This is a genomic window from Streptomyces sp. NPDC107500, from assembly GCF_055582785.1.
In genome coordinates this window covers 203,251-229,281 of record NZ_JBVJPF010000007.1, presented here as the reverse complement: position 1 = coordinate 229,281, position 26,031 = coordinate 203,251, and the positions used below count along the sequence as shown (strand labels likewise).

Annotated in this window: 24 protein-coding genes; 12 read left to right on the top strand and 12 right to left on the bottom strand. The window is 72.1% G+C overall.

Features of this window, described 5'->3' with window-relative positions; all coding sequences use genetic code 11:
• Positions 1–61: 61 nt before the first annotated feature.
• Positions 62–700 (top strand): TetR/AcrR family transcriptional regulator, encoded by a 639-nt coding sequence (locus ACZ67M_RS27545; RefSeq protein ID WP_469853264.1) that lies wholly within the window; start codon positions 62–64, stop codon positions 698–700.
• Positions 700–1,128: a pyridoxamine 5'-phosphate oxidase family protein gene (locus ACZ67M_RS27540; RefSeq protein WP_469853263.1), complete on the top strand. Its 429-nt coding sequence runs from the start codon at positions 700–702 to the stop codon at positions 1,126–1,128. Before ACZ67M_RS27545 ends, ACZ67M_RS27540 begins: the two co-directional genes overlap by 1 nt.
• A gap of 33 nt (positions 1,129–1,161) precedes the next feature.
• On the opposite strand, the gene ACZ67M_RS27535 is transcribed toward ACZ67M_RS27540, so the two are convergent.
• Positions 1,162–1,770, bottom strand: coding sequence for a TetR/AcrR family transcriptional regulator (locus tag ACZ67M_RS27535; protein ID WP_469853262.1), 609 nt, complete (start codon positions 1,768–1,770; stop codon positions 1,162–1,164).
• 99 nt (positions 1,771–1,869) lie between these two features.
• Between ACZ67M_RS27535 and ACZ67M_RS27530 the strand changes: the two genes are divergently transcribed.
• Both ACZ67M_RS27530 and ACZ67M_RS27525 read left to right on the top strand, forming a co-directional pair.
• Positions 1,870–2,556 carry an SDR family NAD(P)-dependent oxidoreductase gene (locus ACZ67M_RS27530; RefSeq protein ID WP_392236497.1) on the top strand — a complete coding sequence of 229 codons (687 nt, stop codon included), beginning with the start codon at positions 1,870–1,872 and terminating at the stop codon, positions 2,554–2,556.
• A gap of 67 nt (positions 2,557–2,623) precedes the next feature.
• A complete protein-coding gene (locus tag ACZ67M_RS27525; RefSeq protein ID WP_392018102.1) occupies positions 2,624–3,157 on the top strand; it encodes a GNAT family N-acetyltransferase in 534 nt (177 codons plus the stop codon).
• Positions 3,158–3,448: 291 nt separating this feature from the next.
• On the opposite strand, the gene ACZ67M_RS27520 is transcribed toward ACZ67M_RS27525, so the two are convergent.
• Entirely contained in the window at positions 3,449–4,102 is a 654-nt protein-coding gene (locus ACZ67M_RS27520) for a TetR/AcrR family transcriptional regulator (protein WP_385797871.1), read from the bottom strand.
• A 287-nt stretch (positions 4,103–4,389) separates the two neighbouring features.
• Between ACZ67M_RS27520 and ACZ67M_RS27515 the strand changes: the two genes are divergently transcribed.
• From ACZ67M_RS27515 to ACZ67M_RS27505, 3 genes are all read left to right on the top strand, one after another.
• Entirely contained in the window at positions 4,390–6,240 is a 1,851-nt protein-coding gene (locus ACZ67M_RS27515; RefSeq protein ID WP_469853260.1) for an RICIN domain-containing protein, read from the top strand.
• A 122-nt stretch (positions 6,241–6,362) separates the two neighbouring features.
• Positions 6,363–6,587 carry an MbtH family protein gene (locus tag ACZ67M_RS27510; protein ID WP_469853258.1) on the top strand — a complete coding sequence of 75 codons (225 nt, stop codon included), beginning with the start codon at positions 6,363–6,365 and terminating at the stop codon, positions 6,585–6,587.
• A 95-nt stretch (positions 6,588–6,682) separates the two neighbouring features.
• The gene (locus ACZ67M_RS27505; protein WP_385797865.1) at positions 6,683–8,047 is read left to right on the top strand and encodes an APC family permease; all 1,365 of its coding nucleotides are present in this window, start codon (positions 6,683–6,685) and stop codon (positions 8,045–8,047) included.
• A gap of 34 nt (positions 8,048–8,081) precedes the next feature.
• On the opposite strand, the gene ACZ67M_RS27500 is transcribed toward ACZ67M_RS27505, so the two are convergent.
• The 4 genes from ACZ67M_RS27500 to ACZ67M_RS27485 form a co-directional block, all read right to left on the bottom strand.
• The gene (locus ACZ67M_RS27500; RefSeq protein WP_469853257.1) at positions 8,082–10,085 is read right to left on the bottom strand and encodes a CocE/NonD family hydrolase; all 2,004 of its coding nucleotides are present in this window, start codon (positions 10,083–10,085) and stop codon (positions 8,082–8,084) included.
• Positions 10,086–10,113: 28 nt separating this feature from the next.
• The gene (locus tag ACZ67M_RS27495) at positions 10,114–11,619 is read right to left on the bottom strand and encodes a peptide MFS transporter (protein ID WP_392104328.1); all 1,506 of its coding nucleotides are present in this window, start codon (positions 11,617–11,619) and stop codon (positions 10,114–10,116) included.
• Between the two features lie 147 nt (positions 11,620–11,766).
• Complete coding sequence (locus ACZ67M_RS27490) at positions 11,767–13,137, bottom strand: MFS transporter (RefSeq protein WP_469853255.1); 1,371 nt, start codon at positions 13,135–13,137, stop codon at positions 11,767–11,769.
• The gene (locus ACZ67M_RS27485) at positions 13,103–13,960 is read right to left on the bottom strand and encodes a MurR/RpiR family transcriptional regulator (protein ID WP_361359989.1); all 858 of its coding nucleotides are present in this window, start codon (positions 13,958–13,960) and stop codon (positions 13,103–13,105) included. The genes ACZ67M_RS27490 and ACZ67M_RS27485 overlap by 35 nt, the downstream gene beginning before the upstream one ends.
• A gap of 52 nt (positions 13,961–14,012) precedes the next feature.
• On the opposite strand from ACZ67M_RS27485, the gene ACZ67M_RS27480 reads away from it, so the two are divergent.
• A complete protein-coding gene (locus ACZ67M_RS27480) occupies positions 14,013–15,464 on the top strand; it encodes an aromatic amino acid ammonia-lyase (RefSeq protein ID WP_392018118.1) in 1,452 nt (483 codons plus the stop codon).
• A gap of 15 nt (positions 15,465–15,479) precedes the next feature.
• On the opposite strand, the gene ACZ67M_RS27475 is transcribed toward ACZ67M_RS27480, so the two are convergent.
• A complete protein-coding gene (locus ACZ67M_RS27475) occupies positions 15,480–16,895 on the bottom strand; it encodes a M1 family metallopeptidase (protein WP_469853253.1) in 1,416 nt (471 codons plus the stop codon).
• Positions 16,896–17,142: 247 nt separating this feature from the next.
• Here ACZ67M_RS27475 and ACZ67M_RS27470 point away from each other — a divergent pair, with 247 nt between their 5' ends.
• On the top strand, positions 17,143–18,570 hold the full coding sequence (locus ACZ67M_RS27470; protein WP_361359998.1) for a cation:dicarboxylate symporter family transporter: 1,428 nt from the start codon (positions 17,143–17,145) through the stop codon (positions 18,568–18,570).
• Here the strand turns inward: ACZ67M_RS27470 and ACZ67M_RS27465 are convergent.
• From ACZ67M_RS27465 to ACZ67M_RS27455, 3 genes are all read right to left on the bottom strand, one after another.
• Positions 18,559–19,470: a hypothetical protein gene (locus tag ACZ67M_RS27465; RefSeq protein WP_392104324.1), complete on the bottom strand. Its 912-nt coding sequence runs from the start codon at positions 19,468–19,470 to the stop codon at positions 18,559–18,561. The genes ACZ67M_RS27470 and ACZ67M_RS27465 overlap by 12 nt on opposite strands.
• Positions 19,471–19,474: 4 nt before the next feature.
• On the bottom strand, positions 19,475–20,593 hold the full coding sequence (locus tag ACZ67M_RS27460; protein WP_392018125.1) for a C40 family peptidase: 1,119 nt from the start codon (positions 20,591–20,593) through the stop codon (positions 19,475–19,477).
• Between the two features lie 214 nt (positions 20,594–20,807).
• Positions 20,808–21,725, bottom strand: a complete 918-nt coding sequence (locus ACZ67M_RS27455; protein ID WP_469853250.1) for an aminoglycoside phosphotransferase family protein — start codon at positions 21,723–21,725, stop codon at positions 20,808–20,810.
• A gap of 129 nt (positions 21,726–21,854) precedes the next feature.
• Here ACZ67M_RS27455 and ACZ67M_RS27450 point away from each other — a divergent pair, with 129 nt between their 5' ends.
• On the top strand, positions 21,855–23,186 hold the full coding sequence (locus ACZ67M_RS27450; RefSeq protein ID WP_392236517.1) for a diacylglycerol/lipid kinase family protein: 1,332 nt from the start codon (positions 21,855–21,857) through the stop codon (positions 23,184–23,186).
• 25 nt (positions 23,187–23,211) lie between these two features.
• Here the strand turns inward: ACZ67M_RS27450 and ACZ67M_RS27445 are convergent, their stop codons facing one another.
• Entirely contained in the window at positions 23,212–23,799 is a 588-nt protein-coding gene (locus ACZ67M_RS27445) for a TetR/AcrR family transcriptional regulator (RefSeq protein ID WP_392104321.1), read from the bottom strand.
• A 123-nt stretch (positions 23,800–23,922) separates the two neighbouring features.
• On the opposite strand from ACZ67M_RS27445, the gene ACZ67M_RS27440 reads away from it, so the two are divergent.
• Complete coding sequence (locus ACZ67M_RS27440; protein ID WP_392236521.1) at positions 23,923–24,486, top strand: hypothetical protein; 564 nt, start codon at positions 23,923–23,925, stop codon at positions 24,484–24,486.
• A gap of 3 nt (positions 24,487–24,489) precedes the next feature.
• On the opposite strand, the gene ACZ67M_RS27435 is transcribed toward ACZ67M_RS27440, so the two are convergent.
• A complete protein-coding gene (locus ACZ67M_RS27435) occupies positions 24,490–25,059 on the bottom strand; it encodes a TetR/AcrR family transcriptional regulator (protein WP_469853248.1) in 570 nt (189 codons plus the stop codon).
• Between the two features lie 70 nt (positions 25,060–25,129).
• On the opposite strand from ACZ67M_RS27435, the gene ACZ67M_RS27430 reads away from it, so the two are divergent.
• Positions 25,130–26,023 (top strand): NADP-dependent oxidoreductase, encoded by an 894-nt coding sequence (locus ACZ67M_RS27430; protein ID WP_392104319.1) that lies wholly within the window; start codon positions 25,130–25,132, stop codon positions 26,021–26,023.
• The last annotated feature ends 8 nt before the right edge of the window (positions 26,024–26,031 follow it).

The following is a 26,031-nucleotide window of genomic DNA, read 5'->3' as shown; positions in this document are numbered from 1 at the left end:
GGACTGGTACCGTAGCAGGAGGTGAGAGGGTTCCCAGCCGAACGGACGCCGCGGAGGAGTCATGACATCGACCGTCAGAAGGCCGAGCAGGGTGGCGAAGCTGCCCCCTCGCGAGCGCATCCTCGACGCGGCCGAGGAGCTCTTCCAGAGCGAGGGGATCCGTCGCGTGAGCGTCCAGGCCATCGCCGACAAGGCCGAGACCACCAAGATGGCGGTCTACCGGCACTTCGCGACCAAGGACGCCCTGGTGGCGGAGTGGCTGCGGATCGTCGCCGCCGACTACCAGGCCGCCTTCGACCGCGTCGAGGCCGACCGTCCCGGCCGGCCGAAGGAGCAGATCATGGGCCTGGCCCGCTTCATCGCCGAGGGACTCCCGGCGATCTCGCACCGGGGCTGCCCCTTCATCAACTCCCTCGCCGAACTCCCCGACCGCGCCCACCCCGCACGGCAGGTGATCGAGGAGCACAAGGCCCGGCAGACGTGCAGGCTGACCGCCATGTGTGTGGAGGCCGGTATGGCGGACCCCGAACAGACCGCGGCCCACATCACCTTCCTCCTGGAAGGCGCGCAGGTCAGCACGCAGAACGGAAGCATCGACCGGGTGGGGGAACGGCTGCTGGGCATCGTCGAGGGCATCGTGGAATCGCACGCGTCGCCCGCTCCCGGCCGCGATGGCCGCGACCGGCCGAAGGGGAAGTGATGAGCACCGGCACCGGTCTGCTGACCCCCGAGGACCTCGACTTCCTCCGGCGCCCCCTGTACGGGTTCCTCACCGTGGCCGCCGGCCCGGTCCCGCCCCAGCCGCGCCCGGTGTGGTTCGAGGTCACCGACGAGGGCACCGTCCAGCTGTTCACGGGCCCGGAGACGGTCAAGGTGCGGCGCCTGCGCCGGGATCCCCGGGCCTCCCTCCTCGTCGCCTCCCCGGTCGGCGAGCGCGAGCGCTGGGTCTCGGTCGCCGGACGCACCACGCTGGAGACGGGCGGAGCCCACGAGTTGGCGGCCCGGCTGGCCGCCCGCTACTGGGACGTCGACGACCCGGGCCGGGCCGAGGACCTCGCCGGGATGCTGGCGGTGGAACAGGTGCGCCTGGTCATCCACCCGGAAAAGGTGAACCGCTTCACGAACTGATCCGGCGTCGGGCTTCGCCGGCCCCCCGGCGCGTCAGGCCTGCGGCCAACCGCGCAGGAAGGCGTCGGCCGCCTCCCGCAGCTCGTCGCGGCAGACACCGCTCGCGGCCTGCACGGCGATGCCGAAGGCGAACGTGGTGAGGCAGCGCGCCAGCACGTCCGGATCCGTCCGGGGCGGCAGGTCACCCTCGTCGACGGCCCGCCGGAAGCGGTCCCGGATCGACGTGTGGCTGTCGTTGCGCCAGGCGGCCAGCAGGTCGCGGACCTCGCGCCCGCCGTCGCTCGCCGTCAGGGCGCCCTGTACGCCCAGGCACCCCTGCGGATGGGAGGGGCGCGTGGTGGTGCGGATGGTGCCGGTCAGGACACCGGTCGCGACGCCGAACGCCGTCGGCTCCTCCAGGGCCCGGGTGAAGTAGGCGCTCGGGCCCTCGCTGTAGCGCTCCAGGACCTTGCGGAACAGCTCCTCCTTGTTGCCGAAGGCCGCGTACATGCTGGTGGTGGAGATGCCCATCGCGCGGGTGAGGCAGGTCAGGCTGGCGCCCTCGTAGCCGTGCTCCCAGAAGACCACCATGGCCCGCTCGAGAGCCTGGTCCGTGTCGAATCCCCGCGGACGGCCGACGGGGCAGCTCTGTTTCGTCTCCACGACCCCAGCCTACCGCTTCCGCATCGATCACTTCAGAAGTGCTACGGTTCAATTTCCGCATCGATCGATGCGGAAGTCGGTCCTGCGAGGGGAAAACCCATGACCGTCACACTCATCACCGGAGCCAACAAGGGCCTCGGCTTCGAGACAGCCAAGCAGCTCCTGGCCCTGGGGCACGTCGTCTACGTCGGCGCGCGCGACGCCGAACGGGGGGAGAAGGCCGCGGCGGAGCTCGGGGCGCGGTTCGTGCAACTGGACGTGACGGACGACGCCTCGGTGAGCGGCGCGCTGGCGGCGATCGACGCGGCCGAGGGCCGGCTCGACGTACTGGTGCACAACGCGGGCATCCTGCCGAGCGGAACCCCCGACGGTCCCACCGCCCTGCGGGCTTTCGACACCAACGCGGTGGGCGTCGTACGCGTCACCGAAGCGGCACTGCCGCTGCTGCGCAGGTCGTCGAACCCCACCGTGGTCACCGTCTCCAGCAGCGCGGGATCCTTCTGGGCGGTGAACAACCCGGACCGGCCGGAGTACCACCTGCCGACCACGCTGTACTCGGCCTCCAAGGCGGCGGCCACCATGCTGACGGTGCAGTACGCCAAGTCCGAGCCGGGGATCAGGTTCAACGCGGTCGAGCCCGGCTTCACCGCCACCGACATGACGGCGGGATTCGAGGGCGGGCGGACGCCCGAGGAGAGCGCCCGGACCATCGTGCGGCTCGCGACCCTCGGCCCGGACGGCCCGACGGGTACCCTCCAGGACGAGAACGGGGAGCTGGCCTGGTAGACGCCCCGCGGCGGCGGCCCCGGTAAATGCGATTGCGCGGCACGACGGGGCTGGCTTGGCTTGGCGCATGACCGAACTGCGCACCGATCGCCTCGTCCTGCGCCCCTGGCGCGCGTCCGACCTCGCGCCGTGGGCGGCGATGAACGCCGACCCGGAGGTCCGGGAGCACCTCGGCGAGCCGCTCACCCGCGAGCAGAGCGACGCCTCCGTCGCCGCCTTCCGGGCCGACTTCGAGCGGCGGGGCTACGGGTGGTGGGCCGTCGAGGTCCGGGAAACCGGCGAGTTCATCGGTTTCGCGGGGCTGGACGAAGTGGACGACGGGCTGCCGTTCACCGGCGTGGAGATCGGCTGGCGGCTCGCCCGGTCGTCGTGGGGCCGGGGTTACGCCACGGAGGCCGCGCGCGCGGTACTGGCCCACGGCTTCGACACCCTGGCACTGCCCGAGATCCTCGCCGTGACCACGGCCGCCAACGTCCGCTCCCAGGCGGTGATGCGCAGGATCGGCATGACCCGGAACCCGGCCGACGACTTCGACGACCCGACGGCACCAGAGGGCCCCCTGCGCCCGAACGTACTGTTCCGTATCGCCCGGGAGGGCTGATCGCGTCACACGCACGAAGCCGTGTTCTGAGTACCGGCACTCATGCCGTTCGGCGTCGAGAGGCGCAGGATCGCATGGTGTCCACTCGGAATCCCGCCCTCGTCGCCCTGGCCGTCGCTCTCCTGACGGGTTGTGGGCAGACCGCGGACGACCTGTTCTCCTCACCGGGTGTGGGTCGAAGTCGACGGCCACTATCCCGAGGCGGGATGCCTGCCGCCGGCGCCGGCCCACTGAGGCTGGCCGTGGCCCGGTCCACGGCCCGCGCTCCTGGGCGCGGTGCCGTGGCGGGCCTCAGGGCGTGAAGCGGTCCGGGGCCAGCGTGCTCAGCAAGGACCGGATCACCAGGTCCGTGGAGGCGGCCATCTCGACGGAGTCGGGGTCGAGCAGCCACTGGACCTGGAGTCCGTCCATGACGGCGATGATCGCGTTCGCCGCGTCGTGCACACGGGGCGCGTCCGACTCCGCCGGGCCGCAGGCCTCGGTCAGCGCGTCGGTGACGAAGGCGCGCAGTCCGGTGTAGCGGTCGCGGAAGTAGGCCTGCGCGGGGTGCTGTTCGGTGACGGACTCCGCGGAGAGGACCGCGTAGAGCCGGACGAGACCCTCCCGTTCGGCGTTGCGCAGGGCGGTGTCGACGAGGTGGCGCAGAAAGGCGATGCCGTGCGGGCGCTCGGGGCCCAGTTGCTCGATGTCTCCCTGGTCGCGCCTTTCGAGGACGCTGGTGAGCAGCAGCGCCTTGGAGCGGAAGTAGTGCAGGACGCCGGCCTGGGTCAGTCCGGCGCGGTCCGCGATCTCCGCCAGGGAGGCGTTGTTGTAGCCGCGGGCGGCGAAGGTGTCGGTGGCGATCTCCAGGATGTCCTGCTGGCGCCGCCGGGCCTCGGGGCTGCGTGGTGTGCGGGGCCCGCTCTTGGGTCTGCGCGTGGGCCTGCCCACTGATTGGTCGCTCACGTGCGACAGCCTACGTTCCGTCGGGCGGCCCGATCGGTGGTCTTCGAACGGCTCGCACGAGTGTGACGCACACCACTTACTAAGTACTTAGTAGGTGTGCTTTCATGGCGCCGTCGTTCAGCTGAGGCTCCGTTCCCCGCGCCGGGTGCCGACCGGCTGGGCCGCTTCTCCGCACCGCCGTTCCGGGCCGCCGGTACGCCCCGCTCCCCACCGAAGCGAAGGAGATCCGCACCGTGTCGACCAGTACGAGAACCCGCCTTCCGAGATCCCGGTCCCGCTCCCGTGTCTTGGCCGCCCTCGCCCTGGCCCTCGCCGGTCTCGGGACGGGCCTCACCGGGTCCGGCACCGCGCAGGCCGCCGACCCCGTCGCCCAGGTGTGGGTCACCACACCGGACGGCGCCAAGAGGCTCGCGGCCGAGGGGAGCGTCCCCTTCACCGGCACGCCCCAGTCCGTCGACATCCGTATCGACGCCGGCAGCAGGGGCCAGCGGTTCACGGGCGCGGGCGCGTCCGTGACGGGCGCCTCCGCCCGCCTGATCCAGAGCCTCCCGCAGGACCGGCGCGGTGAGTTGATGCGGTCGTTGTTCTCCACCGCCGGTGACGGCATCGGACTCAACTACCTGCGCCAGCCGCTGGGCAGTACCGACTTCGACGCGACGAACAGCCCCTACTCCTACGAGGACAACCCCGGCGGCTTCTCCATCGACCGGGACCGGGCCGAGATCATCCCCGTCCTCAAGCAGGCCACGGCCGTGAACCCGCAGATCCGCTTCATGGGTTCGCCCTGGTCCCCGCCCGCGTGGATGAAGAGCGGCAACTCCCTCAACGGCGGCAGCCTCAAGCCGGAGAACTACCCGGCGTACGCCGACTACCTGGTCAAGGCGATCAGGGCGTACCAGCAGGAGGGGATCGCGCTCACCGACCTCACGGTGCAGAACGAGCCCGAGTTCGCCACCAGTTACCCCTCGATGTCGATGACGTCGGCACAGCAGGCCGACTTCCTGAAGGTCCTCGACCCGAAACTCACGGCGGCCGGGCTGCCGACCAACATCCTGGCCTACGACCACAACTGGGACCACCCGAACTATCCGCTCGACGTGTTCTCCCGCACGGCGGGCATCAACCGCGTCATCGGCGCCGCCTTCCACTGCTACGGCGGACAGGTCTCCGCGCAGCAGCAGGTCGTCGACGCCGGCAAGCGCGTCTTCTTCACCGAGTGCTCCGGCACCGACAGTTCCGACACGAGCAGGACGTTCGCCGACACCCTGCGCTGGCACGCCGAGAACCTCGTCGTCCAGAACTTCCGCCACGGCGGCGAGACCGTGCTCACCTGGAACCTCGCCCTGGACCGGAACGGCGGCCCCCACCAGGGCCACTGCACCAACCGGTGCAACGGCGTGGTCGAGATCGCGGGCGGCGGCGTGACCCGCAACGCCGAGTACTACGTGCTCGGTCACGTGAGCAAGTTCGTCGCACCCGGGGCCACCCGCATCGGTTCCAGCAGCCAGGGCGCGGGCGGCGTGCAGAACGTCGCCTTCCAGAACCCCGACGGCTCCCGCGTCGCCTACGTCGTCAACACGGCGTCGTCGTCCCAGCGCTTCTCCCTCACCGACGGCGGGAAGTCGCTTGCCTACACGCTGCCGGCCGGAGCCGTCGCCACCTTCGTGTGGAGCGACACCGGCGGCGAGCCGACCGGTCCGATCGACCCCGCCTCCTGGTACCGCGTCGCGAACACCGGCAGCGGCGCGTGCCTCGACGCCGCCGACTGGGGGACCGCCAACGGCACCGCCGTGCAGCAGTGGGCCTGCGGCACCGGCGCCAACCAGTCCTGGCAGTTCCGCCCCACCGGCGACGGGTACTACCAGGCCGTCAACCGCCACAACGGCAAGGCGTGGGACGTGGACGGCGGCTCCGGCGCCACCGCGGACGGCGCCCGCGTCCACCTGTGGGACTACGTGGGCGGCACGAACCAGCAGTGGCGCCCCGAACCCACCGGCACCGCGAACCGGTACCGCTTCGTCGCCCGCCACAGCGCCAAGTGCCTGACCGTCGACAACGCCTCCACCGCCAACGGAGCCCGCCTCTCCCAGCAGCCCTGCTCCCAGTCGACCGCCCAGACCTTCACGCTGACCGGCTGACCTGCGCGACCGCGCGGCCGGCGGACGGGCCCCGGGTGTCCGGGCCTGCCGCCGGCCGCGTGGTGTTGCCCTCCACGGCTAACTAAGGCTAGCCTCGCCTAAGTTCAGCTGAAGGAGGAGTCGTGACCAACCCGTTCGACGACGAGAACGGCGTGTACCTGGTACTCGTCAACGACGAGGGGCAGCACTCCCTCTGGCCCTCCTTCGTGGAGGTGCCGGCCGGTTGGACCGTCGTCCACGGCGAGGACACCCGCGCAGCGTGCCTCGCCTACGTGGAGAGGCACTGGACCGATCTCCGGCCCAAGAGCCTGATCGAGAGCACCGCCTCCGAAAGGCCGGTGGGGTAGCGCGCATGCTTCCGCCTGGAGTACGCGGGGGCATGACTCGGTGATCGGCAGGGCAGTCGACACCTGTCCGTGTCAGCCGCCCCAGGGGGAACCTCGTGACGACAGCCGGAAGCGACGCCGCCGCCTCGCCGGGAGGAGCGGACGACACCCCCCTGAAGCGGGCCATCGGCCCCAAGCTGCTGATCCTCTTCGTCATCGGCGACATCCTCGGCACCGGCATCTACGCCACCACAGGCCAGGTCGCGGGCAAGGTCGGCGGCGCGCTGTGGCTGCCGTTCGTCATCGGATTCGTGGTGGCCATCCTGACGGCGGCCTCGTACGTCGAGCTGGTCGGGAAGTACCCGAAGGCGGCCGGGGCCGCGCTCTACACGCAGAAGGCGTTCCAGGTCCCGTTCCTCACCTTCATCGTCGCCTTCATGGTGATGTGCTCGGGCCTGTCCTCGGCCAGCGCGGCGGCCCGCGCCTTCAGCGGCGACTACCTCTCCGAGTTCACCGACTTCTTCCCGCCCACGCTCATCGCGATCCTGTTCATCCTCGCCCTCGCCGCCCTCAACCTGCGCGGCGTCTCCGAGTCGGTGAAGACCAACGTGGTCCTCACCCTGGTCGAACTGACGGGCCTCTTCGTCATCCTCGCCGTCGGCGCCTGGGCGGTCCTCACCGGCGACGGCGAACCCTCCCGGCTGGGAGAGTTCCAGGCCGGCGGCTCCGGCTATGCGCTGGTCACCAGCGTGCTGGGCGCGACCGCGCTCGGCTTCTTCGCCTTCGTCGGCTTCGAGGACTCCGTCAACATGGCCGAGGAGACCGTGGAGCCCGCGCGCACCTTCCCGCGTGCCATCTTCATCGGCGTCACCGTCACCGGCACCATCTACGTCCTGGTCGCCCTGATCTCCTCGCTCCTCGTCGACTACCGCGTGCTGGAGGACTCCAGCGGACCGCTGCTGGAGGTCGTCAAGGCCGGCGGGCTCGACTTCCCGCCGAAGCTGTTCGCGCTGATCGCCCTGTTCGCGGTCACCAACTCGGCGCTGATCAACATCATGATGGCGTCCCGTCTCTGCTACGGCATGGCGAACGAACGCATCCTGCCCCGCGCCCTCGGCCGCGTCCTGCCCCGGCGGCGCACACCGGTCGTCGGCATCGTCTTCGTCTCGCTGCTCGCCATCGGCCTGGTCTCCACCGGGGAGATCGCGGGCCTCGGCGACACCACGGCCTTCCTGCTGCTGTGCGTCTTCGCGGTCGTCAACATCGCCGTCCTGGTCCTGCGCCGCGACCCGGTGGAGCACCGGCACTTCCGCACTCCCACCGTCCTGCCGGTGCTCGGCGCGATCGCCTCGCTGGCCCTGGCCAGTCCGCTCGCCGACCGGCCCGCGGACGTGTACATCCGGGCGGGTGTGCTGGTGGCCATCGGCATCGGGCTGTGGGTGCTGAACAAGACGGTGATGAAGGCCCGGGGCGAGGAGTGAGCCGCCGCCCCGGGACCGTCCGGAGGTCCGGGGCTCAGCGGGCGACGCGCGGGATGCGCCGCTCCCAGGTGCGGTGGAAGACGACCTCGTCACCCTCCCGGCACACCACCTCGTTGGACGTGACGAAGTCGCCCGCGTCGCACGTGATCTCCGAGCGGGTCGCCACCCGCGCGTCCCAGCCCAGCTCCGGCCGGTGCAGCCGCACGGTCCACTCCGACCGGGCCCGCGCCGACAGCGGGTCGTCCTCCCGGACGGTGTAGGTCTCCAGGGCGTCCTCGGCGAACTCGAGACCGTCCGGGTACACCCGCGTGCCGCCGTAGCGGGGGTCGACCTCCAGCCGCCACTCGCCCTTGGCCACGTCCCGCACGACCAGCCGCTCCGGGCGCTCCTCCTCCAGCGTCGCCGGTGACACGACCTGCAAGGGCTCGGACTGTTCGGGGGCCTCGAAGCGGATGCCGGTGTCCTCGGGGTGCTCCCCGGCGTCCCGCACGGGGAGTTCGAGCGCCGAGCCGGCCGGCTCCAGGACGAAGCCGTCGGAGCCGGCCTGCGGCCAGATCCACGGCCAGTACGCCGAGGAGACGGCGAGCCGGATGCGGTGTCCGGCGGGGAAGGTGTGACCGATGCCGTTGAGCGCAAAGGTCACCGTCTCCGTGGCCCCCGGCGTCCACGGCACGCTGCGGTCCCGGCCCTCGCGGGCCGCGAGGTTGAGCGCGCCGCGGGTCACCAGGGTCGACGACCCGTCCGGCGCGACGTCGCAGAGCCGGGCGACGGCCTGCCCGTGCGGCACGTCCATCCGCAGGCGCAGTGTGACCTCTGGGCGTCCGAGGATCTCGATGGGGGCGTCGGTGACGGGGAACTCGAAGCACACCGAGCGGCCGTCCTCCTCCCGCTGGTCGGGCGGCAGGTCGGCGTCGTTGCCGAAGGGGAAGAACCGCCCGGCGTCCACGCCGGTGTGCTGGGGGGACCGTACGACGACCGGGCCGCCGCCGAGGGCATGGGTGGTGGGGGCGACGTACGGGGACGGCCAGGCCGGATCGCCCACCCAGCGGCCGGGCAGCTCGGGGTAGACGGTGGCCGGCCGGTGCGACTCGCTGATCCAGGAGCGCAGCCGGGGCTCGTCCATGACGCCGGTGTCCTCGCCCTTCAGGTGCTGGTCCCACCAGCGCAGCGTCTCCTGGAGGAAGCCGATCGGCGGGCCCGGCGGCAGACCGCGGTCCGGGTACTGGTGCGACCACGGGCCGATCAGCCCACGCACCCGGTCCTCGGGCAGGTGCTCCACGAGCCGGAGCACGGTGTCGCGGTACGGGTCGTGCCAGCCGCCGACGGCGAGGACGGCGGCGTCGATCGCGGAGTAGTCCTCGCAGACGCTGCCGTGCTTCCAGTAGTCGTCGCGCAGCTGGTGGGCCAGCCAGGTGTGGATGAACGGGTCGACGGCCTCCAGCCGTCGCAGCCACATCTCCCGCCACTCCTCGCCGGCGTACTGCGGGTCCGGCGGGCGGCAGACGAAGGCGAGCATCGTGGCGGCCCAGGCGTGCATGTCGACGCCGAGGACGGAGCCGCCCATGTAGTGCACGTCGTTGTCGTACCGGTCGTCCGCCGAGCAGACGGTGACGACGGCCTTCAGCGGTTCGGGGGCGAGCGCGGCGATCTGGAGCGAGTTGAAGCCGCCCCAGGAGATGCCGAACATGCCCACCTTGCCGCTGCACCAGGGCTGTGTGGCCAGCCACTCGACGACCGCCACGCCGTCGGCCAGCTCGGTGGCGTCGTACTCGTCGCCGGGCAGGCCCTCGCTGTTGCCGTGCCCGCGCACGTCGACGCGCACGGAGGCGTAGCCGTGGCCGGCGTACCAGGGGTGGCGCTGGCTGTCGCGGGGCGCCGTCCAGTCGCTGAGGCGGTACGGCAGGTACTCCAGCAGGGCCGGGACCGGCTCCTCGGTGACCGGCCGCCAGATCCGTGCGTAGAGCCGGGTGCCGTCCGGCAGCGGGATGCGGATGTCCTCGTGGGTGGTCTCGTGGGGGAAGTCCGTGCGGATGCGCATGGGGCGGTACCTTCCGGCGTGCCGGTGCTCAGTGGACGGGGTGCATGGTGCGCCGCAGCCACGGCGCGAGGGCGACGACGACCAGGCCGAGGACGACCGCGATGCCGCCGTTGACGCCGAAGTACACGGGGTGGGACACGTCGTCGTAGATCTTCACGACCTGGGCCTGGATCCCGTTGGCCAGGGCCAGGGACAGGAACCACAGGGCCATGGTCTGGCTGGAGAAGGCCTTCGGCGCCAGCTTGCTGCTGGCCGAGAGGCCCGAGGTCTCAAGGAGGACGTCGCCGAGGCCGAGCAGCAGGTAGGAGCCGACGATCCACCAGGCGGCCATCCGGTAGTCGGTGCCCTCGTGGCCCGCGGTCGGCACCACCATGAGCAGGAACGACAGGCCGCCGAGGATCACCCCGAACGCGATCTTGTTGGAGGCGTGCGGCTGGCGGCGGCCCATCCGCACCCAGACGGCGGCGACCACGGGGGCCAGCGCCACCTCGAAGGCGCCGAGGGCGGAGGCGTACCAGCTGGACGGGAAGTCGAAGCCGAGGATGCTGGTGTCGGCGTTCGTCGACGCGAGCAGCATCATCGTCGAGTACGCCTGGAAGAGGATGAAGTTGAAGACCACCGAGGCCAGGAAGAGCACGATGTAGGGCCGCAGCCGGCCGCGCTCCTCGGCGGTGACCCGGGGGCTGGTGAACATGACCCAGAAGTAGACGGCCGGCGCGATCACCGAGGCGAGGGTGAGCACGTCGACGAACCGGTCCATGGTCAGCCAGCCGACGCCCGCGAGCAGTCCGCACAGCGCGGCGAAGGCCAGGGTCCCGCCCACCATGAGCCACACGGCCCGCCGCATGGCCGCGGGGGCCAGGGCGAACTCGGCGGCGTGCTTGCGCCCGGCCAGGTGCCGCCGCCCCGCGACGTACTGGATCAGCCCCAGGGTCATGCCGAAGGCCGCCGCCGAGAAGCCCCAGTGCCAGCCCTGGTGCTCGCCGAGCCAGCCGGTGATCAGCGGACCGGCGAAGGCACCGATGTTGATGCCCATGTAGTACAGGGCGAAGCCGGCGTCACGGCGGTCGTCGTCCGTGCGGTAGAGCTTGCCGACCATGGCGGCCACGTTGGGTTTGAGCAGCCCGGTGCCCAGACTGATGAGGCCCAGGCCGACCCAGGTCATGGTGGCGGTGGGCACGGCCATGGAGTAGTGGCCGAGGGCGATGAGGATGCCGCCCCACAGCACCGCCCGGTAGGAGCCGAGGATGCGGTCGGCGAGCCAGCCGCCGCCGACGGAGACCAGGTAGACGAGGGTGCCGTAGGCGGCCGACACGGACGCGGCGGTGCCCGCGTCCATGCCCAGGCCCTCGTTCGCCACCGAGTCGGCGAAGTACAGGACGAGGATCGCCTGCATGCCCAGGAACGAGAAACGCTCCCAGACCTCCAGGCCCGACAGGGTGAGCAGACCCTTCGGCTGTCCGAAGAAGGCACGGTCGTCCCCCGTGGGCGGCTGTTCGTCGTCGGCCGTCACGGGCTGGGCACGGTCTGTCATGGGTCCTGTCGCCGGTCGGGGATGGGGCTGGGACCGCCGCACCGCGAATCGGCCGGAAGTCCCACGTTGCTGGTCAGGAGATCAGGGATCACCCCTGGTTCGCAACTGCATACGCCCAGGCCGAGGGCGTACGCCGGGGTGTGGAGGCTAGTGGAGCGCCATGTTCTTGGTCTCCGGGGCCCAGACGGCCGACGCGGCCAGCCCCGCGGCCAGGACCAGGGTCAGCACCAGCATGGTGGGGGAGAAGCCGAGGTGGTCCAGGCTCAGCGGGAGCAGGAACGTACCGATGGCCGAACCCACCCGGCTGAGCCCGTTGAGCAGGCCGACGCCGGAGCTGCGCAGGTCGGTGGGGAAGAGTTCGGCCGGGTAGACCTGGTCCAGGTTGACCGCGGCCGACATCGTGAAGGTGAAGACCAGGAACAGCGGGAAGAGCACCGCGGTAGGGGCGTCCGGCCAGACCGCCATCGGTGCGAGCGAGGCGATGAGGACGACGAAGGACCAGATGGTCAGGCCACGACGGGAGGCCTTGGCCACGAACCAGAGCCCCGCGACGCTCCCCGCCAGCAGGAAGACGTTCAGCCAGCCGTCGCTGGTGGTGTCCTCCTCGCCGACCCCCATCTTCAGCAGGACCAGCGGCAGGAACGTGTAGATCGCGAAGTACGGCACCACCTGGGCGTTGTAGAAGACCACGCCGAAGGCGGTGTGCCGCCAGTGGTCACGGCCGAACAGATCCCGGTAGCGCGCCTTCGCGGCACCGCCCGCGGCCTGGGTGGTCCGCACCAGCGAGGCGAACGCCTCCGTGTCGCCGCCGAGCCGGTGGACGACCGCGCGGGCCTGCTCGACCCGGCCCTGCGCCAGCAGCCACCGCGGCGACTCGGGCACGCCGATGCGGAGCAGCACCACGGCCACCGCCGGCACACAGCTGGAGGCGAGCAGCCAGCGCCAGGCGTCGTCGCCCAGCGAGACCACGTAGTTGCCCAGGAAGAAGGCGACGACGTAGCCCACCGTCCACAGGACGGTCAGCGAGGCGAGCAGCCCGCCGCGGTACCTGCGGGGCACGAACTCGGCGACGAGCGTCGGCCCCAGCGCGTAGTCCGCGCCGATCCCGATGCCGATGAGCAGCCGCAGCACGAACAGCTGGGCCGGCCCGGTCACGAAGAACTCGGCCGCGGACGCCACGGCTATCAGCACGAAGTTCCACGTGTACAGCCGCTGGCGGCCGATCCGGTCGGCGGCCCAGCCGACGATCACACTGCCGAGGAAGATGCCGATCAGGGCGGACGCGCCGAGCAGACCCTCCCAGACCGTTCCGAAGCCCAGCTGCGAGGCGATCAGCGGCAGGGCGATGCTGATGATGCCCAGCTCGTAGCCGTCGGAGGCGTTGGCGCAGAACGTCAGGGACGTGATGCGCAGGTGGAACCGGTTGAGGGGGGCGTCGTCGAACGCGGTGGCCGCCGCCTCGCCTCCGACGGGGACGGCCGAGTCACTCCCGGAGGAAGAGGTCGTGCTCTGCGGCATAGTCTTCGAAACCTTCCAGTCGTTGCCGGGCGAGGGCGCCGGCCGCGTCGGCCATCGCCTCCACCAGTGCCACGGTCAGCGAGACCACCGCGGCGTGGGAGTCGAACACGAACTCGGAGGCGACGCCCGCGCTCAGCACGTCGTCGGCGAGGGGGGTGAGCGCCGAGACGAGCCGGTCCGTGATCAGAAGAGTGTGCAGGCCCAGCTCCCGGGCCTGGTCGAGAGCGGCCGCGCTCTCCCGCGGGTAGCGGGGGAGCGCGACCAGGACGAGTGTGCGGGCACCGCTCCGGTGGGCGTGCCGCAGCTGGTCCCCGAACACGCTGCCCGAGTCGGTCAGCAGCCGGACGTCCGGGTGGATCTTGGTGGCCAGGTAGGCGAAGGACGCCGCCTGTGCCGCCGAGATGCGGTAACCCGCCACGACGAGCGGCGTCGATTCCATCAGCCGCGCGGCGAGCGAGCGCAGCCGGGTGTCGTCCGACAGCTCGGCGCGCAGCGCGGCGATGTTGCGCAGGTCCGCGTCGATGGCGGCCTGGAACTTGTTGCCCCCGCGCCGCACCTCGGGCACGGCCGTCGCCGTACGGAGATAGCGGCGGAAGTCCCCGTACCCGTCGAAGCCCAGCAGCGCCACGAACCGGGTCACGGACGGCTGGCTGACCTGGGCGCGCTCGGCGAGCTCGGCGCTGGTGAGCGCGGCCGCGTCGACCGGGCGCTCGGCGAGGTAACTGGCGATGCGGCGCTGCGCCGGTGTGAGCCGGTGGGCAGTGAGCAACTCGTGCAGCGACCGGGGCACCGGGATCTCCTTCTTGCCAGTCCGACGAATCAAGAGTTACATGCTATTCGCAGGAATGAATGAAGACTTGTCAAGAGGAGGGGTGATGATCGATACCAGCCGGATCGAGATCAGCGGCGCCGGGCTCCGCTGCACCGACGTGGTCCGCGCGGCCCGGCGCAGTGCGTGGACGGAGCTGACCCCCGACGCCCTGAGCAGGGCCGAGCAGAGTTACGAGCTGGCCGTCGAGCTGGGCGCCAAGGGAGCCGTCTACGGCAGGACCACCGGGGTCGGCGCCAACCGCCACATCGTCGTCGACCCGGGGGCGGCCGACCTGCACGGGCTGCGCCTGCTGCGCAGCCATGCCGGGGGTTCCGGGGAGCCCCTCTCCGACGACGCGGTGCGGGCCGTGATGGTGATCCGCCTCAACCAGCTCGCCGCCGCCGGCAGCGGTGTCCACCCCCGCCTGCTGCGGGCGCTGGAGCAGGCGCTGCGGGTCGGCGCGCTGCCCCTCGTGCACACCCGCGGCGCGATCGGCACCGGCGACCTGACGGCCCTGGCGGAGATCGCGCTGACGCTCGCCGGAGAGCTGCCCTGGGCGTCCGGCGGCATCGAACCGGTGCCGATCAGCCCGGGGGACGCGCTGGCGTTCATCTCCAGCAACGCCGCCACGCTCGGCGAGGCCGTCCTGGCCTGGCACGACCTGAACCGCCTGCTGGCCGCCAGCCACGTCGTGACCGCGCTGACCTTCCGCGCCCTGGGCGGCTCGGCCGAGGCCTACGACGAACGCGTCCACGCCGCCCGCCCCCACCCCGGTTCGGTGCGCTGCGCCGCGGATCTGCGACGGCTGCTCACGGGCTCCGGCGATCCGGTTCCCGGGCGGCGGCTGCAGGACCCGTTCGGACTGCGGGCCTTCCCCCAGGTGCAGGGGGCGGCACTCGACGCGGCCGCCCGGGTGGGGGAGGTGCTGGAGGTCGACGTCAACGCCGCCGCGGAGAACCCGCTGATCGACGCGGAGACCCACCAGGCCTACCACCACGGCCAGTTCTCCACCGCCCAGGTGGCGCTGGCCTTCGACTACCTCCGAGCCGCACTGCACCACATCGCCGAGCTGTCCGCCGCCCGGCTGAGCGACCTGGTGGAACCGGACCTGAGCGGACTGCCGCCGTTCCTCGCGGACGGCCCCGCCGGCAGCTCGGGGATCATGATCCTCGAGTACGTCTCCCACGACGCGCTCGGCACGCTGCGGCACGCCGCCTCACCGGTGACGCTGGGCACCGCGGTGATCTCCCGGGGCCTGGAGGACCACGCCAGCTTCTCGACCCACGCGGTACGCAGCACGGTCACCGCGACGGCCGCGTACCGAACCGTCCTGGCCTGTGAACTGCTCGGCGCGGTACGCGCGTTGCGGATGGCGGATGCCGAACTGCCCGACACCCCGCTGCGCGAGGCGTACCGGCTGGCCACGTCCGCGCTGCCGCACGTCGTCGAGGACCACCCCCTCAGCTCGGAGATCCAGCAGGCGGAGCGGCTCCTGGACCGCTTCGCGGCGCTGTGAGGTCCGCGCCCACCGTCACCTGATGCGGTGGGCCTCCCAGAAGGGGCCGAGGTCCTGGTCCGTCACGGCCTGGGCGGCCTTCTTGAAGCCGGCCGTGGTGGAGACGCCGTACCAGTGGTCCTGGGCGTACCGCATGAGGAGCCGTGCCATGGAGCCGGCACCGAGGGTGCGCTCCAGGTCGGCCAGCGCGCAGGGCCCGGCGGTGTAGACGAGGTGGTACGAACCCGGGTGCGTCGACCAGTAGTCCATCGAGGACGTCAGTGCGGCGTCCTCGTCCGGCCAGTACACCTCGGCCCAGCAGTCCCGGGTCTCCCAGCCGTAGAACCGGGCGTTGGCGTACTGGGCGAAGCTCTCGTCCAGCCAGGGGGAGGCGTACTCGTCGTTACCGACCACGCCGTACCACCACTGGTGCGCCAGCTCGTGGACGACGGCGCCGCCCTCCTCGGTCGTGCCGAGCAGGACGAGCCCCGGGTACTCCATGCCGCCGCCGAATCCCGGGGTCATCACCAGGTCGATCTCGCCGTACGGATACCGGCCGAACTCCTCGCCGAACCGGTCGATCGCCGCGAGGGCGTCCTCGCGGGTGAGGCGCACGCCGGCGGCGGGGGTGCCGTCCGCCCAGTACGACGTGACGCGCACACCCCCCGGCGAGGTGTCCGTGGCCGTCCGGAAGGGCCCGGCCGCCCAGGCGAAGTCGCGCACCCGGTCGGCGACGGCGAGGGTGACCGTGCGGCCCCGCTCGCCCGAGGGCACGGTCCGGGTGCGGCCGGTCGTCGGCACCTTCAGGCCCGACGGGTGGTCGAGACGCACCCGGAAGTCGCTCGCCAGGGCGTAGAAGCTCTCGCCGACGGCCACATAGGGGTCGAGGTGCCATCCCTTGGCGTCGTGCACGGCGAGCACGGGCAGCGCGTTGCCGAGGAAGCGGTGGGCGTCCTCGCGGCCGAAGCGGGCGTTGCGGCCGGGGACGGTGAGGGAGACGTCGAAGGCGAGCGACGCACGCGCGCCGCGCACGAGGGGCTTCGGCAGGGTGACGCGCAGGGCCGTGCAGTTGACGGACAGCCCCGCGGCCGAACCGCCCCGCACGTCCGAGACCCTGACGGGCGACGGCGCGCCCGCCCTGCCGCACCCGTCCTCGCCGTTGCCCCACAGGCGCAGGTACACCTCGCGCAGCGGCCGTTCGGACGCGTTCCGGAACGACACCCGCTGCCGCCCGGTCCAGTGACCGCCGTCGGCGTCGGAGCGCAGGGCCACGTCGTAGCGGGCCCGGTCCGGCGTGGCGGTGCCTGCGGACGCCCCCGCCCGGTCCGCCGCGCCGGCGCTCGTTCCGCCGCCACCCACCAGTGCGGACAGCACGAGGAGCACGACCAGGACGGGCGGCACTGCGAACGGAGGACGACCGGACCTGTGCGACCACGCGGCTATCGGCGACATGGCAGCGAATGGTGCCACAACACGGCCGTACGGGAACCGGGTTGGCGCGCTTCGGTCCCGCCGTGTCCTTTTCGTCAGCCCGTGTCGGTGAGTGCGGCCCTTGCTCCCGCTTGAGGTTTGGATCTTGTGCCAAAGTCCCGGCGACCTGTGGTTCGGACCCTTCTCTGACGGCCGAACGCCCCCGATAGTGGCTCGCGGTGAAAGTTTGATTCCACATGATGGAATCGCATGGAAGGGAGTGTGCTCCGTGTCGAATGCCAGTCCGTCCCTGGCTCGTCGCCTCGGCCGTTTTCTGCGGGCGTCACTGTTCGTGCAGGTGGCCTGCGCCCTGGTCGCCGGTGTCGTCGTCGGGGGCCTGTGGCCACAGGTGGGCAGCAGCGTCCAGCCCCTCGGTGACGGATTCGTCCGGCTGATCAAGGCGATGATCGCCCCGCTGGTCTTCTGCGTGGTGGTCACCGGCATCGCCAAGGCCGGGGATCTCAAGGCCTTCGGCCGGATCGGGCTGAAGGCGCTCATCTGGTTCGAGGTCGCCACCACGGTCGCCCTCGCGGTCGGACTGCTGGCCGGGAACCTCGTACGCCCCGGCAGCGGAATGAACGTCGACCCGGGATCGCTGGACGCCTCGGCCGTCGACGCGGAGACCGGCGGCGGTGAACTGCCGTCGACCAGCGAGTTCCTGCTGCACTCCCTGCCGGACAGCGCCGTCGGCGCCTTCGCCGAGAACTCCCTCCTCCAGGTGCTCGTCCTCGCCTGCCTCGCGGGCGCCGCCGTACTGCACCTGGGCCACACCAAGGTGCCCGCCATCCTCCCGGCGGTGGAGCAGGCGCAGGAGGTCGTCTTCGCGATCGTCGGCTTCGTCATGAAGCTCGCCCCGCTGGCCGTCTTCGGCGCCACCGCGCACCTCGTCGGCGAGTACGGGCTGGGTGCCCTGTCCACCTACGGAAAGCTGATCGGCGTCTGCTACGCCGTCGCGCTGATCTTCCTGCTTCTGCTGGGCCTCGCCCTCAAGGCGTTCACCGGCGTGAGCCTGTGGAAGTTCGTCCGCTACACCCGTGAGGAACTGCTGCTGGCCCTGGGCACCGCGTCCAGCGAGACGGTCATGCCCCGCATGATGCAGAAGCTCCGGCACGCGGGCTGCCGCGACGACGCCGTCGGCCTCGTCCTGCCCACCGGCTACTCCTTCAACCTCGACGGCGCGTCCATCTACCTCTCGATCGCGACCCTGTTCATCGCCCAGGCCGTCGGCGTCGACCTGACGCTCGGCCAGCAGGTCACCGTCGTCCTCGTCCTGATGCTCACCAGCAAGGGAATGGCGGGGGTGCCCGGTTCGGCGTTCCTCGCCCTGTCCGCGACGGCCTCGGCGCTCGGGGTCATCCCGGCGGGCGCCGTGGCCCTGCTCCTCGGGGTCGACCGCATCATGGACACGATGCGCGTGGCCACCAACCTGCTCGGCAACTGCGTCGCCGTGTTCGCCGTGTCCAAGTGGGAGGGTGCCCTGGACCGTACCCGCGCACGCGAAGTCCTCGATGGCGAGCACGAGTTCGTCGAGGAGCGGGACGCGGACCCCGACCGGTCCGCGGACGTGACCGGCGCGGCTCCCGCCGCCCCGGCCGCCGTCGCGTCGGGCAAGGACACTCCGGCACCTCCCGCGGCGGGCGGTGGTTCAGCCGGCTGAGCGTCCGGGGCGGCGGGTGAAGCGGCGCAGTCCCCGGCGGGTGGGCTTGAGGGGCCTGTCCTCGGGGGCGGCCGGAGCCGGTGCCGCCGGCAGCGCCGCCGCCGCGGCGGGGGGCGGGCTCTCCACGTACCGGCTGCCCCGTTCGAGCCGGGTCCGGACCGCCTGGGCCATGGCGTGGTGGGACGGATCCTGAAGCAGGCCCTCCGCCGACAACCGCTCCCACATGCGGAGCAGTTCCTGCCCCCGGGTCGCGACCTGGCCCTCGTCCCACAGCCGCTGCCACGCCGCGGTGGCCCGGGCGACCTCGGGAGCGGCCCGGTTCAGGTCGGTGCGGCAGCGGATCCGCGCGACGGTCAGCGCGAGCACGGTGGAGATCATGTAGTCGCCCCGCAGGTAGGCGATGTACGCCTCTATCGCCCGCGCCTCCAGGGAGAGTTCGTCCTCCGCACCCCGGCGCAGTGAGAGGTGCTCGCGCAGCGCGCTGGCGAGGACGAACGCGGCGTGCAACTCCTCGCGCTGCGTGTGCTGGATGATGCGCTCGACGCGGGCGAGCGGGGGGAACGCCTCCTCCTCCGCGGCGGTGCGCTCGCGGCCGGGCGGCAGGTCCTCCTCCTCGGCGATGGTCCGGCTGGAGCCGTCCGGGTACACCCGCAGGCGCGCCACCTGCTGGGCCGGGCGGTCGATGACGGTCGCCGCCACCGGGGCCCCCAGGGTCCGGGCGAACATGGCGATGGCGTCGAGGATCGCCTCGTTGGCCGGGCGCATGCCGCCCATCTCCAGCAGATGGCCGTTGACCACCGTCGACCCGTCCTCGGCGACGTAGGCGTCGAGTCGGATCAGCGGCGGTGCGCTGAGGACGGGCAGGTTCCCCGTGTCACGGGGTGTCGGCGAGTGGGGCATACGCTCAGACTCCGGGTCGGACCACACCGAGGATGGGCATGGAGGCGGCGGGCGCGGTCGTGATGTTCCGTCCGGGCCTTGGCGCGTGGACCATCTGACCGCCACCGATGTACATGCCCACGTGCGTGGCGTCGTTGTAGTAGATGATCAGGTCACCGGGGCGCGCGGACGAGAGGCCGACCCGGGTCAGGCCCTGCCACTGCGCCTGCGAGGTACGCGGAATGGGGTGCCCGGCGGCCGCCCACGCGGCGGAGGTGAGTCCCGAGCAGTCGTACGACGAAGGGCCCACGGCTCCCCATACGTAGGGCTTGCCGATCTGGGCCATCGCGAAGCCCACCGCCTTCCCGGCCGCCCCGCTCACGCTCGTCCCGCCGCCCGAGCCGCCTCCGGCGGTGGAACCGCCGCCCGAGCCGCTCCCGCCGGCGGAACCGCTGCCGCCCGAACCGGAGCCCGGCCACTTGGACTTGGCCTCCTCGGTCCGCTGCCGTTCGAGCGCGGCCAGCCTGCGGGCCTCTTCCTCCTCGAGACCGGCTTCGATGCTCTCGGCCTCGGCGATCTTCTTCTCGATCCGCTCCTTCGACCCGGCCTTGTCCGCGCGCGTCTTCTTCAGCTTGCGCAGTTCCTCCGCGGCGGCCTCGGTCTGCTCGTCCAGCTCGGCGCGGACCGTCTGCTGGGTCTCGGAGACGTTGACGAGGCCCCGCATGGCCTGGCGGGCCTGCGACGCCTCGTCCAGGGCCTGGTCGGGGTGGTCGCCCAGGAGTAACTGGATGCCGGTGGAGGCCAGATGACCCCCGCGGTACTGCGTCCGGGCGGCCGCGCCGGCCAGGTCGTGCAGGTCGTCCACCCGGTCCTCGGTGCGGGCGAGGTCCTTGCGCAGCGATGCCAGCCGCTTCTCCTGCTTCTTGGCCTTCTCGTTCGCCGCGTTGTACGCCTCGGTGGCCACCTCCGCCTCGCGGTAGAGGCCGTCGAGTTCCGCGCGGATGCCCTCGATGGAGGTGTCGTCGCGCGGGTCGGGCTCGTCGGGGGCCGCGTAACTCGGGCCGGGTATCAGGGCCATCGCGCAGACGAATGCTGCTACGGTGGCCCGGCCCCGCAGCCGTCCGCCGCCGGTCGACACGTTCATCGGCTCCACTTTCAGAGGTCGTGTGCGGGCAGCTCGGACGGGCGGCCTCCGGCCAGTGCGGTCGCCACCACGGGTCACACGGAGATCCGTTCGACCTGTGAACACATTACCCTCACCTGAATGGCCCACCCGGGTATCCCCGCGCGTGTCAACGTGCCCGTAGGCAACTCGCCCACCGCGGTTGGCCGGTTCTTGTCCGTGCCGACGCCGAACCTCAGTCGTGCCTCGTTTCGGTGAGCCGTCGCAGCGCGGCCTGAGCGGGGGGACCCCAGGTGGGCTTGCCACCGGGGAGGCCGCGTTCACCCGCGTCCGCGATGAGCAGACCGCCCAGCGCGTTCGCCGCCGCGTTGCCGCGGGCGCGGCGGAGGGTGGCGCTGTCCGGGGACGGCCGGTAGGCGGCGTGGAAGGCGTCGGTGGCTCCGTCCGGCAGGAGGACCCAGGCGGCGGCGAGGTCGCTCGCCGGATCGCCCGCACAGAGGTCGCCGAAGTCGATCACACCGCAGAACGTGCCGTCCGCCGTGAGGATGTTGGCCGGATGCAGATCTGCGTGGACCCACACCGGCGGGCCGTCCCACGGAGGAGCGTCGAGTGCGTCCTCCCACACCGCGCGTACGGCGTCCGGGTCGGGGAGCAGACCCAGCTCAGTGGCCCTGGCAAGCTGGCCGGCGAACCCTTCCGCGCGGTCGGCCAGGGCACCCGCACGGCCGCGGCCGACCGGGGCTCCGGCGGGTGCGGGCCGGTGAAGCGCCGTCAGGAAGGCGGCCAGGGCACCCGCCGCGTCGGCGGCGCGCGTGACGGGAGCACGGTCGGCCGGCGTCCCCGGTACCCAGGTGGTGACGATCCACGGCCGCGGGAACCGCTCGGAGGGCTCGCCCAGGCGCTGCGGCACGGGGACGGGCAGCGGCAGGTGCGGGGCGAGCGCGGGCAGCCAGGCGTGTTCCTTCAGCAGGAGCGCGTCGGCGCTCTCCGTCGCCCACGGTAGCCGCACGGCGAGGTCCTCCCCGAGCCGCCACAACTGGTTGTCCCAGCCGCGCGCGCCCAGCCCCAAAGGCCGGTCCGCCAGGTCCGGATGCTGTTCCTTCAGGAGATCGCGGATCAGCTCCGCGGTGATCTCGGCCTCGGTGGGGGACATGGGGAGCAACAGTAGCCGGACGACGCCCCCGGCAGCGCGGGACCGAATGTCGCCTGCGGCCCGTCCGGAGGCCGTAGGCTGCCCGGCGGCTCCCGGTCGACGGAGCCTCGGTGAAACGGGGGCGCGCAGGTGAGCAAGGCCGATCCGTCGGTGAGGGCCCGGTCGTTGGCCCGCTACGCGTTGCTCGCCGCCGCGGCGGCCCTCCTCGTCGTCCTGCTGTCGCTCCTCGCCGCGGGCTTCATGATCATCCTGGGTGGACTCGCGGGACTGGCGGTGTGCGCGGTCGGCGCCTGGTGGTTCCTCGCCCACCGAGGTGCCGTGCGGGTGCTGGGCGCGGCTCTCGCCGTGGGCGCGTTGGTGGCCGTTCCGGCGCTGTTCCTGAACGGCGGCCTCTGGTTCACGGCCCCGGTCGGGGTGGTGCTCTGGGTCGGGGCCCTGGGCTGTGCCCGCGGTGCCCTGCGGGCGGACCGGCGGCAGAATCAGGCACCCGCGGCCGTGGTGCCGAGCCGGCTGCCCCGACGGGCGGTCCTCATCATGAACCCGGCCTCGGGCGGGGGGAAGGTGGCCCGGTTCGGGCTCGTCGCACGGGCCGAGGCGCTCGGTGCCCGGGTGATCCTGCTGCGGCCGGGCATCCACACCGACGTCGAGGAACTCGCCCGCAAGGCCGTCGCCGAGGGCGCCGACCTGCTCGGCGTCGCGGGCGGGGACGGCACCCAGGCCCTGGTCGCCGCGGTGGCCGCCGAGCACGACCTGCCGTTCCTGGTCGTCTCCGCCGGCACCCGCAACCACCTCGCCATGGACCTGGGCCTGGACCGCACCGACCCGTCCCGGTGCCTGGACGCCCTCACCGACGGGGTGGAACTCAGGGTGGACCTGGGTGACGTGGCGGGCCGGGCGTTCGTCAACACCGTGTCGTTCGGGGTGTACGCGGCGATCGTGCAGCGGCCCGAGTACCGCGACGCCAAGGCGGGCACGGCCCTCGACGCGCTGCCGGACCTGCTGGCCGGCGGTGCCGGTGAGCGCCTCGACGCCCTCGCCGACGACCGGCGGGTCGACGGCCAGCAGGCGTTGCTGGTCAGCAACAACCCGTACTCCTCGGCCGACCCGCTCGACGTCGGACGCCGGCCCCGGCTGGACGGGGGCGAACTCGGCGTGCTCGGCATCCGCGTGGACGGTGCCGCGCAGGCGGCCGACCTCGCCGTGCGGGGCGCGATGTCTCCCGCGCTGACCATGCTGACGTCACGGCGGGTGGAGGTCCGCGCCGGTGCCGCGAGCATCCCCGTGGCCGTCGACGGCGAGGCGCTGACGCTGCCCACCCCGGTGGTGTGCACCCTGCGACCGCGTGCCCTGCGCGTCCTGGTCCCGCGCGACCGTCCCGGGGCGGCGGACCCGGTCCCCGAGCTGGACTGGCGGCGGATCGCCACGCTGGCCCTCGACCGCCCCGCCCGCGCACGTCGCTGAGCGGCGCTGTCGGGCGTCCGGCGCCTCAAGCACCGGTGCGCGCCCGCAGAATCCCCTCGACGCCCTGGAGGAAGGTCTCCGAGACCAGTTCGGGGTCGAAGAGGCACCCCGCCGCCATGGCGCCGTCCCGGAGCATGACGAGGTGCCGCCCGTCCGCCTCGGCGGGTGCGTCGCCGGTCCGTGCCAGCAGCTCCGTGACGGTGTCCAGGAACCACGCCCGGTGCGCCAGGACGGCCCGGTGGATCGGGTGGCCGGGGTCCGGGTACTCGGCCACGGCGTTGAGGAAGGCGCAGCCGCGGAAGCCGGGGGAGCGGATGCCCTCCGTGATGGACCTGGCGACGGCCCGGACCTCGTCGGCCGGGGACCGGGCGCCCGCACGGGCTTCGGCGACCTGCCCCCGGATGCCCCGGTCGGCCAGGTCGAGGTAGGCGAGGACGAGGTCTTCCTTGCCCGAGAAGTGCCGGTACAACGTCGCCCGGGTCACCTTCGCCTCGGCGGTGATCCGGTCGATGCCGACGGAGTGGATCCCCTCCGCGTAGAAGATCCGGGTCGCGGTACCGAGCAGCCGCTCCCGCGCTTCCGACGTGCTGCCGCCTTCTGGGCTCCTACTCATGCGGCCCAAGGTACCAAATCGATGAGGGAGAACGTTCGGTCTTGACAAGCGTCGCGCCGACCCTCTTGTATCTCAAGGAAGAACGAACGTTCTCCCTCATGGTTGCAAGCGAAAGGTACCTCCGTGGACACCCTTGTCAGCACCACGTCCGCCGCCCCCGCCCCCGTGGCCCTGCGTAAGCTGTACTTTCTGCGCTTCGCGTTCGCCGCGGCGTGGGCCGCGCTGCTCTTCGCGGCCGGCGACACGCTCGGACCGGCCGCCGTGACCCTCCTGCTCGTCTATCCCCTGTTCGACGTGGCGGCCGCGATCGTCGACATCCGGTCCGCCAGGGCCGACGGCGGTGGCGCGCCCGCGCTCCGCGTGAACGTCGCGATCAGCTCGCTGGCCGTCGTCGGGCTGGCCGCGGCGGCCGCGTCGGGTGTCCCGGCCGTGCTGCGCGTCTGGGGTGTCTGGGCGATCACCTCGGGCATCGTCCAGCTCGTCGCCGGCGCCACCCGCCGGAGGCTGGGCGGCCAGTGGGCCATGATCATCAGCGGCGCCATCTCCACGGTCGCCGGCGCCTCGTTCGTCGCGCAGGCGGGCGGCGACGACGCCTCGCTGACGAGTCTCGCCGGGTACGCCTTCCTCGGCGGCGTGTTCTTCCTGGTCTCCGCTCTCCGGCTGAACCGCGCCCGCAACGGGGCGTGAACGTCAGGCGACCGCCCAGGCCGCCTCGATCATCCGGAAGATCTCGTCCACGGCGGCCTCCGGATCGGCCGCCTCGCGGGCCAGCGCGTAGGCGTCGGTCACGAACCGCGCGATCGTCCGGCAGGCCGTCGTGGACCGGGACAGTGAGGGGTCGGCGGCGATGGCCGCCGCCAGCGACTCCGCGTGGCGCAGCCGCATCGACTCCTCGTACTTCCGCAGGGCCGGTGATCCGTCGATCATGCGCCAGACCGGTGCGGCGTCGTCCGCCGTGCAGTGGCGCACCAGGGCCAGGATCTCGTCCCGCAGCGCCGGCATCAGCGGCTCGTCCGGCGCCCGGCCCCCGACCGCGTGCGCGAGCCGTGCCTCGAAGTCCTCGTCCCGCTCGAAGACCAGGGCCTCCTTCGAGGCGAAGTGCGAGAAGAGCGTGGTGACCGCCACGTCGGCCTCGGCAGCGACGTCGCGGATGCCGACCTTGTCGTACCCGCGTTCCAGGAAGAGCTCCATGGCGGTGTCGGCGATCTTCTGACGGGTCGCGGCCTTCTTGCGCTCGCGGCGCCCGGTCGGTTGCGGCATGCGCTCACGCTATCAGCTGCAAAGGTGTAACCGTTGTTAAAAACTAACCGTTAGTGCTACGGTCCGCGGCATGAAGAAAGTGAGCTTCGCCGAGTTCGGCGGCCCGGAAGTACTGCGCCTCATAGACGCCGAGGAGCCCCACGCGGGCCCCGGTCAGGTCCGCATCGCGGTGCGGGCGGCGGGTGTGAACCCCGTCGACTGGAGGATCCGCGAAGGCCAGATCCTGGGGGCCCATCCGATCGAGTTGCCCTCCGGTGTGGGGCTGGACGCCTCCGGGGTGGTGGACGAGGTCGGCGAGGGCGTCGAAGGGGTCGCGGTCGGCGACCACGTCTTCGGTGAAGGGGCAAGCACCTACGCCGAGTTCGCCGTGCTGTCCGCCTGGGCCCGGATGCCCGAGGGGCTGGCCTTCGAGGAAGCCGCCGGCTATCCCTCCGTGGTGGAGACGGCGCTGCGCCTCATCCGTGAGATCGGTCTGCGTGCCGGGCAGACGCTGCTGGTCAGCGGCGCCTCCGGCGGAGTGGGTTCGGCGGTGCTGCAGATCGCCCGCGAACGGGGCATCACGGTGATCGGCACGGCCGGTGCCGCGAACCAGGACTACCTGCGTGGCCTGGGCGCCCTCGCCACCACGTACGGCGACGGCTGGGTCGGGCGGGTGCGGCGGCTCGGGCAGGTCGACGGGGCGCTCGACCTGGCCGGCTCGGGCGTGATCCGCGAACTGGTCGAGCTGACCGGTGACCCGCGGAAGGTGATCTCCATCGCCGACCTCGACGCGCCGCAACTCGGCGTCCGGTTCTCCGGCGTCGCCGGGAGCGTGCCGGACGCGCTGACCGAGGCCGCCGACCTCATCGCACGTGGGAGGCTCCACATCCCCGTCGAGAAGTCCTACACGCTCGCCGAGGCCGCGGCGGCGCACACCGACAGCCGCGCGGGTCACACGCGCGGCCGTCGGGTCGTGATCGTCTGAGCGGCGCG

Bases quoted from the DNA above. Each gene is read 5' to 3' on its own strand.
- ACZ67M_RS27545 (WP_469853264.1), top strand. From the start codon at position 62: ATGACATCGACCGTCAGAAGGCCGAGCAGGGTGGCGAAGCTGCCCCCT.
- ACZ67M_RS27540 (WP_469853263.1), top strand. From the start codon at position 700: ATGAGCACCGGCACCGGTCTGCTGACCCCCGAGGACCTCGACTTCCTC.
- ACZ67M_RS27530 (WP_392236497.1), top strand. From the start codon at position 1,870: ATGACCGTCACACTCATCACCGGAGCCAACAAGGGCCTCGGCTTCGAG.
- ACZ67M_RS27525 (WP_392018102.1), top strand. From the start codon at position 2,624: ATGACCGAACTGCGCACCGATCGCCTCGTCCTGCGCCCCTGGCGCGCG.
- ACZ67M_RS27500 (WP_469853257.1), bottom strand. From the start codon at position 10,085: ATGCGCATCCGCACGGACTTCCCCCACGAGACCACCCACGAGGACATC.
- ACZ67M_RS27495 (WP_392104328.1), bottom strand. From the start codon at position 11,619: ATGACAGACCGTGCCCAGCCCGTGACGGCCGACGACGAACAGCCGCCC.
- ACZ67M_RS27490 (WP_469853255.1), bottom strand. From the start codon at position 13,137: ATGCCGCAGAGCACGACCTCTTCCTCCGGGAGTGACTCGGCCGTCCCC.
- ACZ67M_RS27480 (WP_392018118.1), top strand. From the start codon at position 14,013: ATGATCGATACCAGCCGGATCGAGATCAGCGGCGCCGGGCTCCGCTGC.
- ACZ67M_RS27475 (WP_469853253.1), bottom strand. From the start codon at position 16,895: ATGTCGCCGATAGCCGCGTGGTCGCACAGGTCCGGTCGTCCTCCGTTC.
- ACZ67M_RS27465 (WP_392104324.1), bottom strand. From the start codon at position 19,470: ATGCCCCACTCGCCGACACCCCGTGACACGGGGAACCTGCCCGTCCTC.
- ACZ67M_RS27460 (WP_392018125.1), bottom strand. From the start codon at position 20,593: ATGAACGTGTCGACCGGCGGCGGACGGCTGCGGGGCCGGGCCACCGTA.
- ACZ67M_RS27455 (WP_469853250.1), bottom strand. From the start codon at position 21,725: ATGTCCCCCACCGAGGCCGAGATCACCGCGGAGCTGATCCGCGATCTC.
- ACZ67M_RS27445 (WP_392104321.1), bottom strand. From the start codon at position 23,799: ATGAGTAGGAGCCCAGAAGGCGGCAGCACGTCGGAAGCGCGGGAGCGG.
- ACZ67M_RS27435 (WP_469853248.1), bottom strand. From the start codon at position 25,059: ATGCCGCAACCGACCGGGCGCCGCGAGCGCAAGAAGGCCGCGACCCGT.
- ACZ67M_RS27430 (WP_392104319.1), top strand. From the start codon at position 25,130: ATGAAGAAAGTGAGCTTCGCCGAGTTCGGCGGCCCGGAAGTACTGCGC.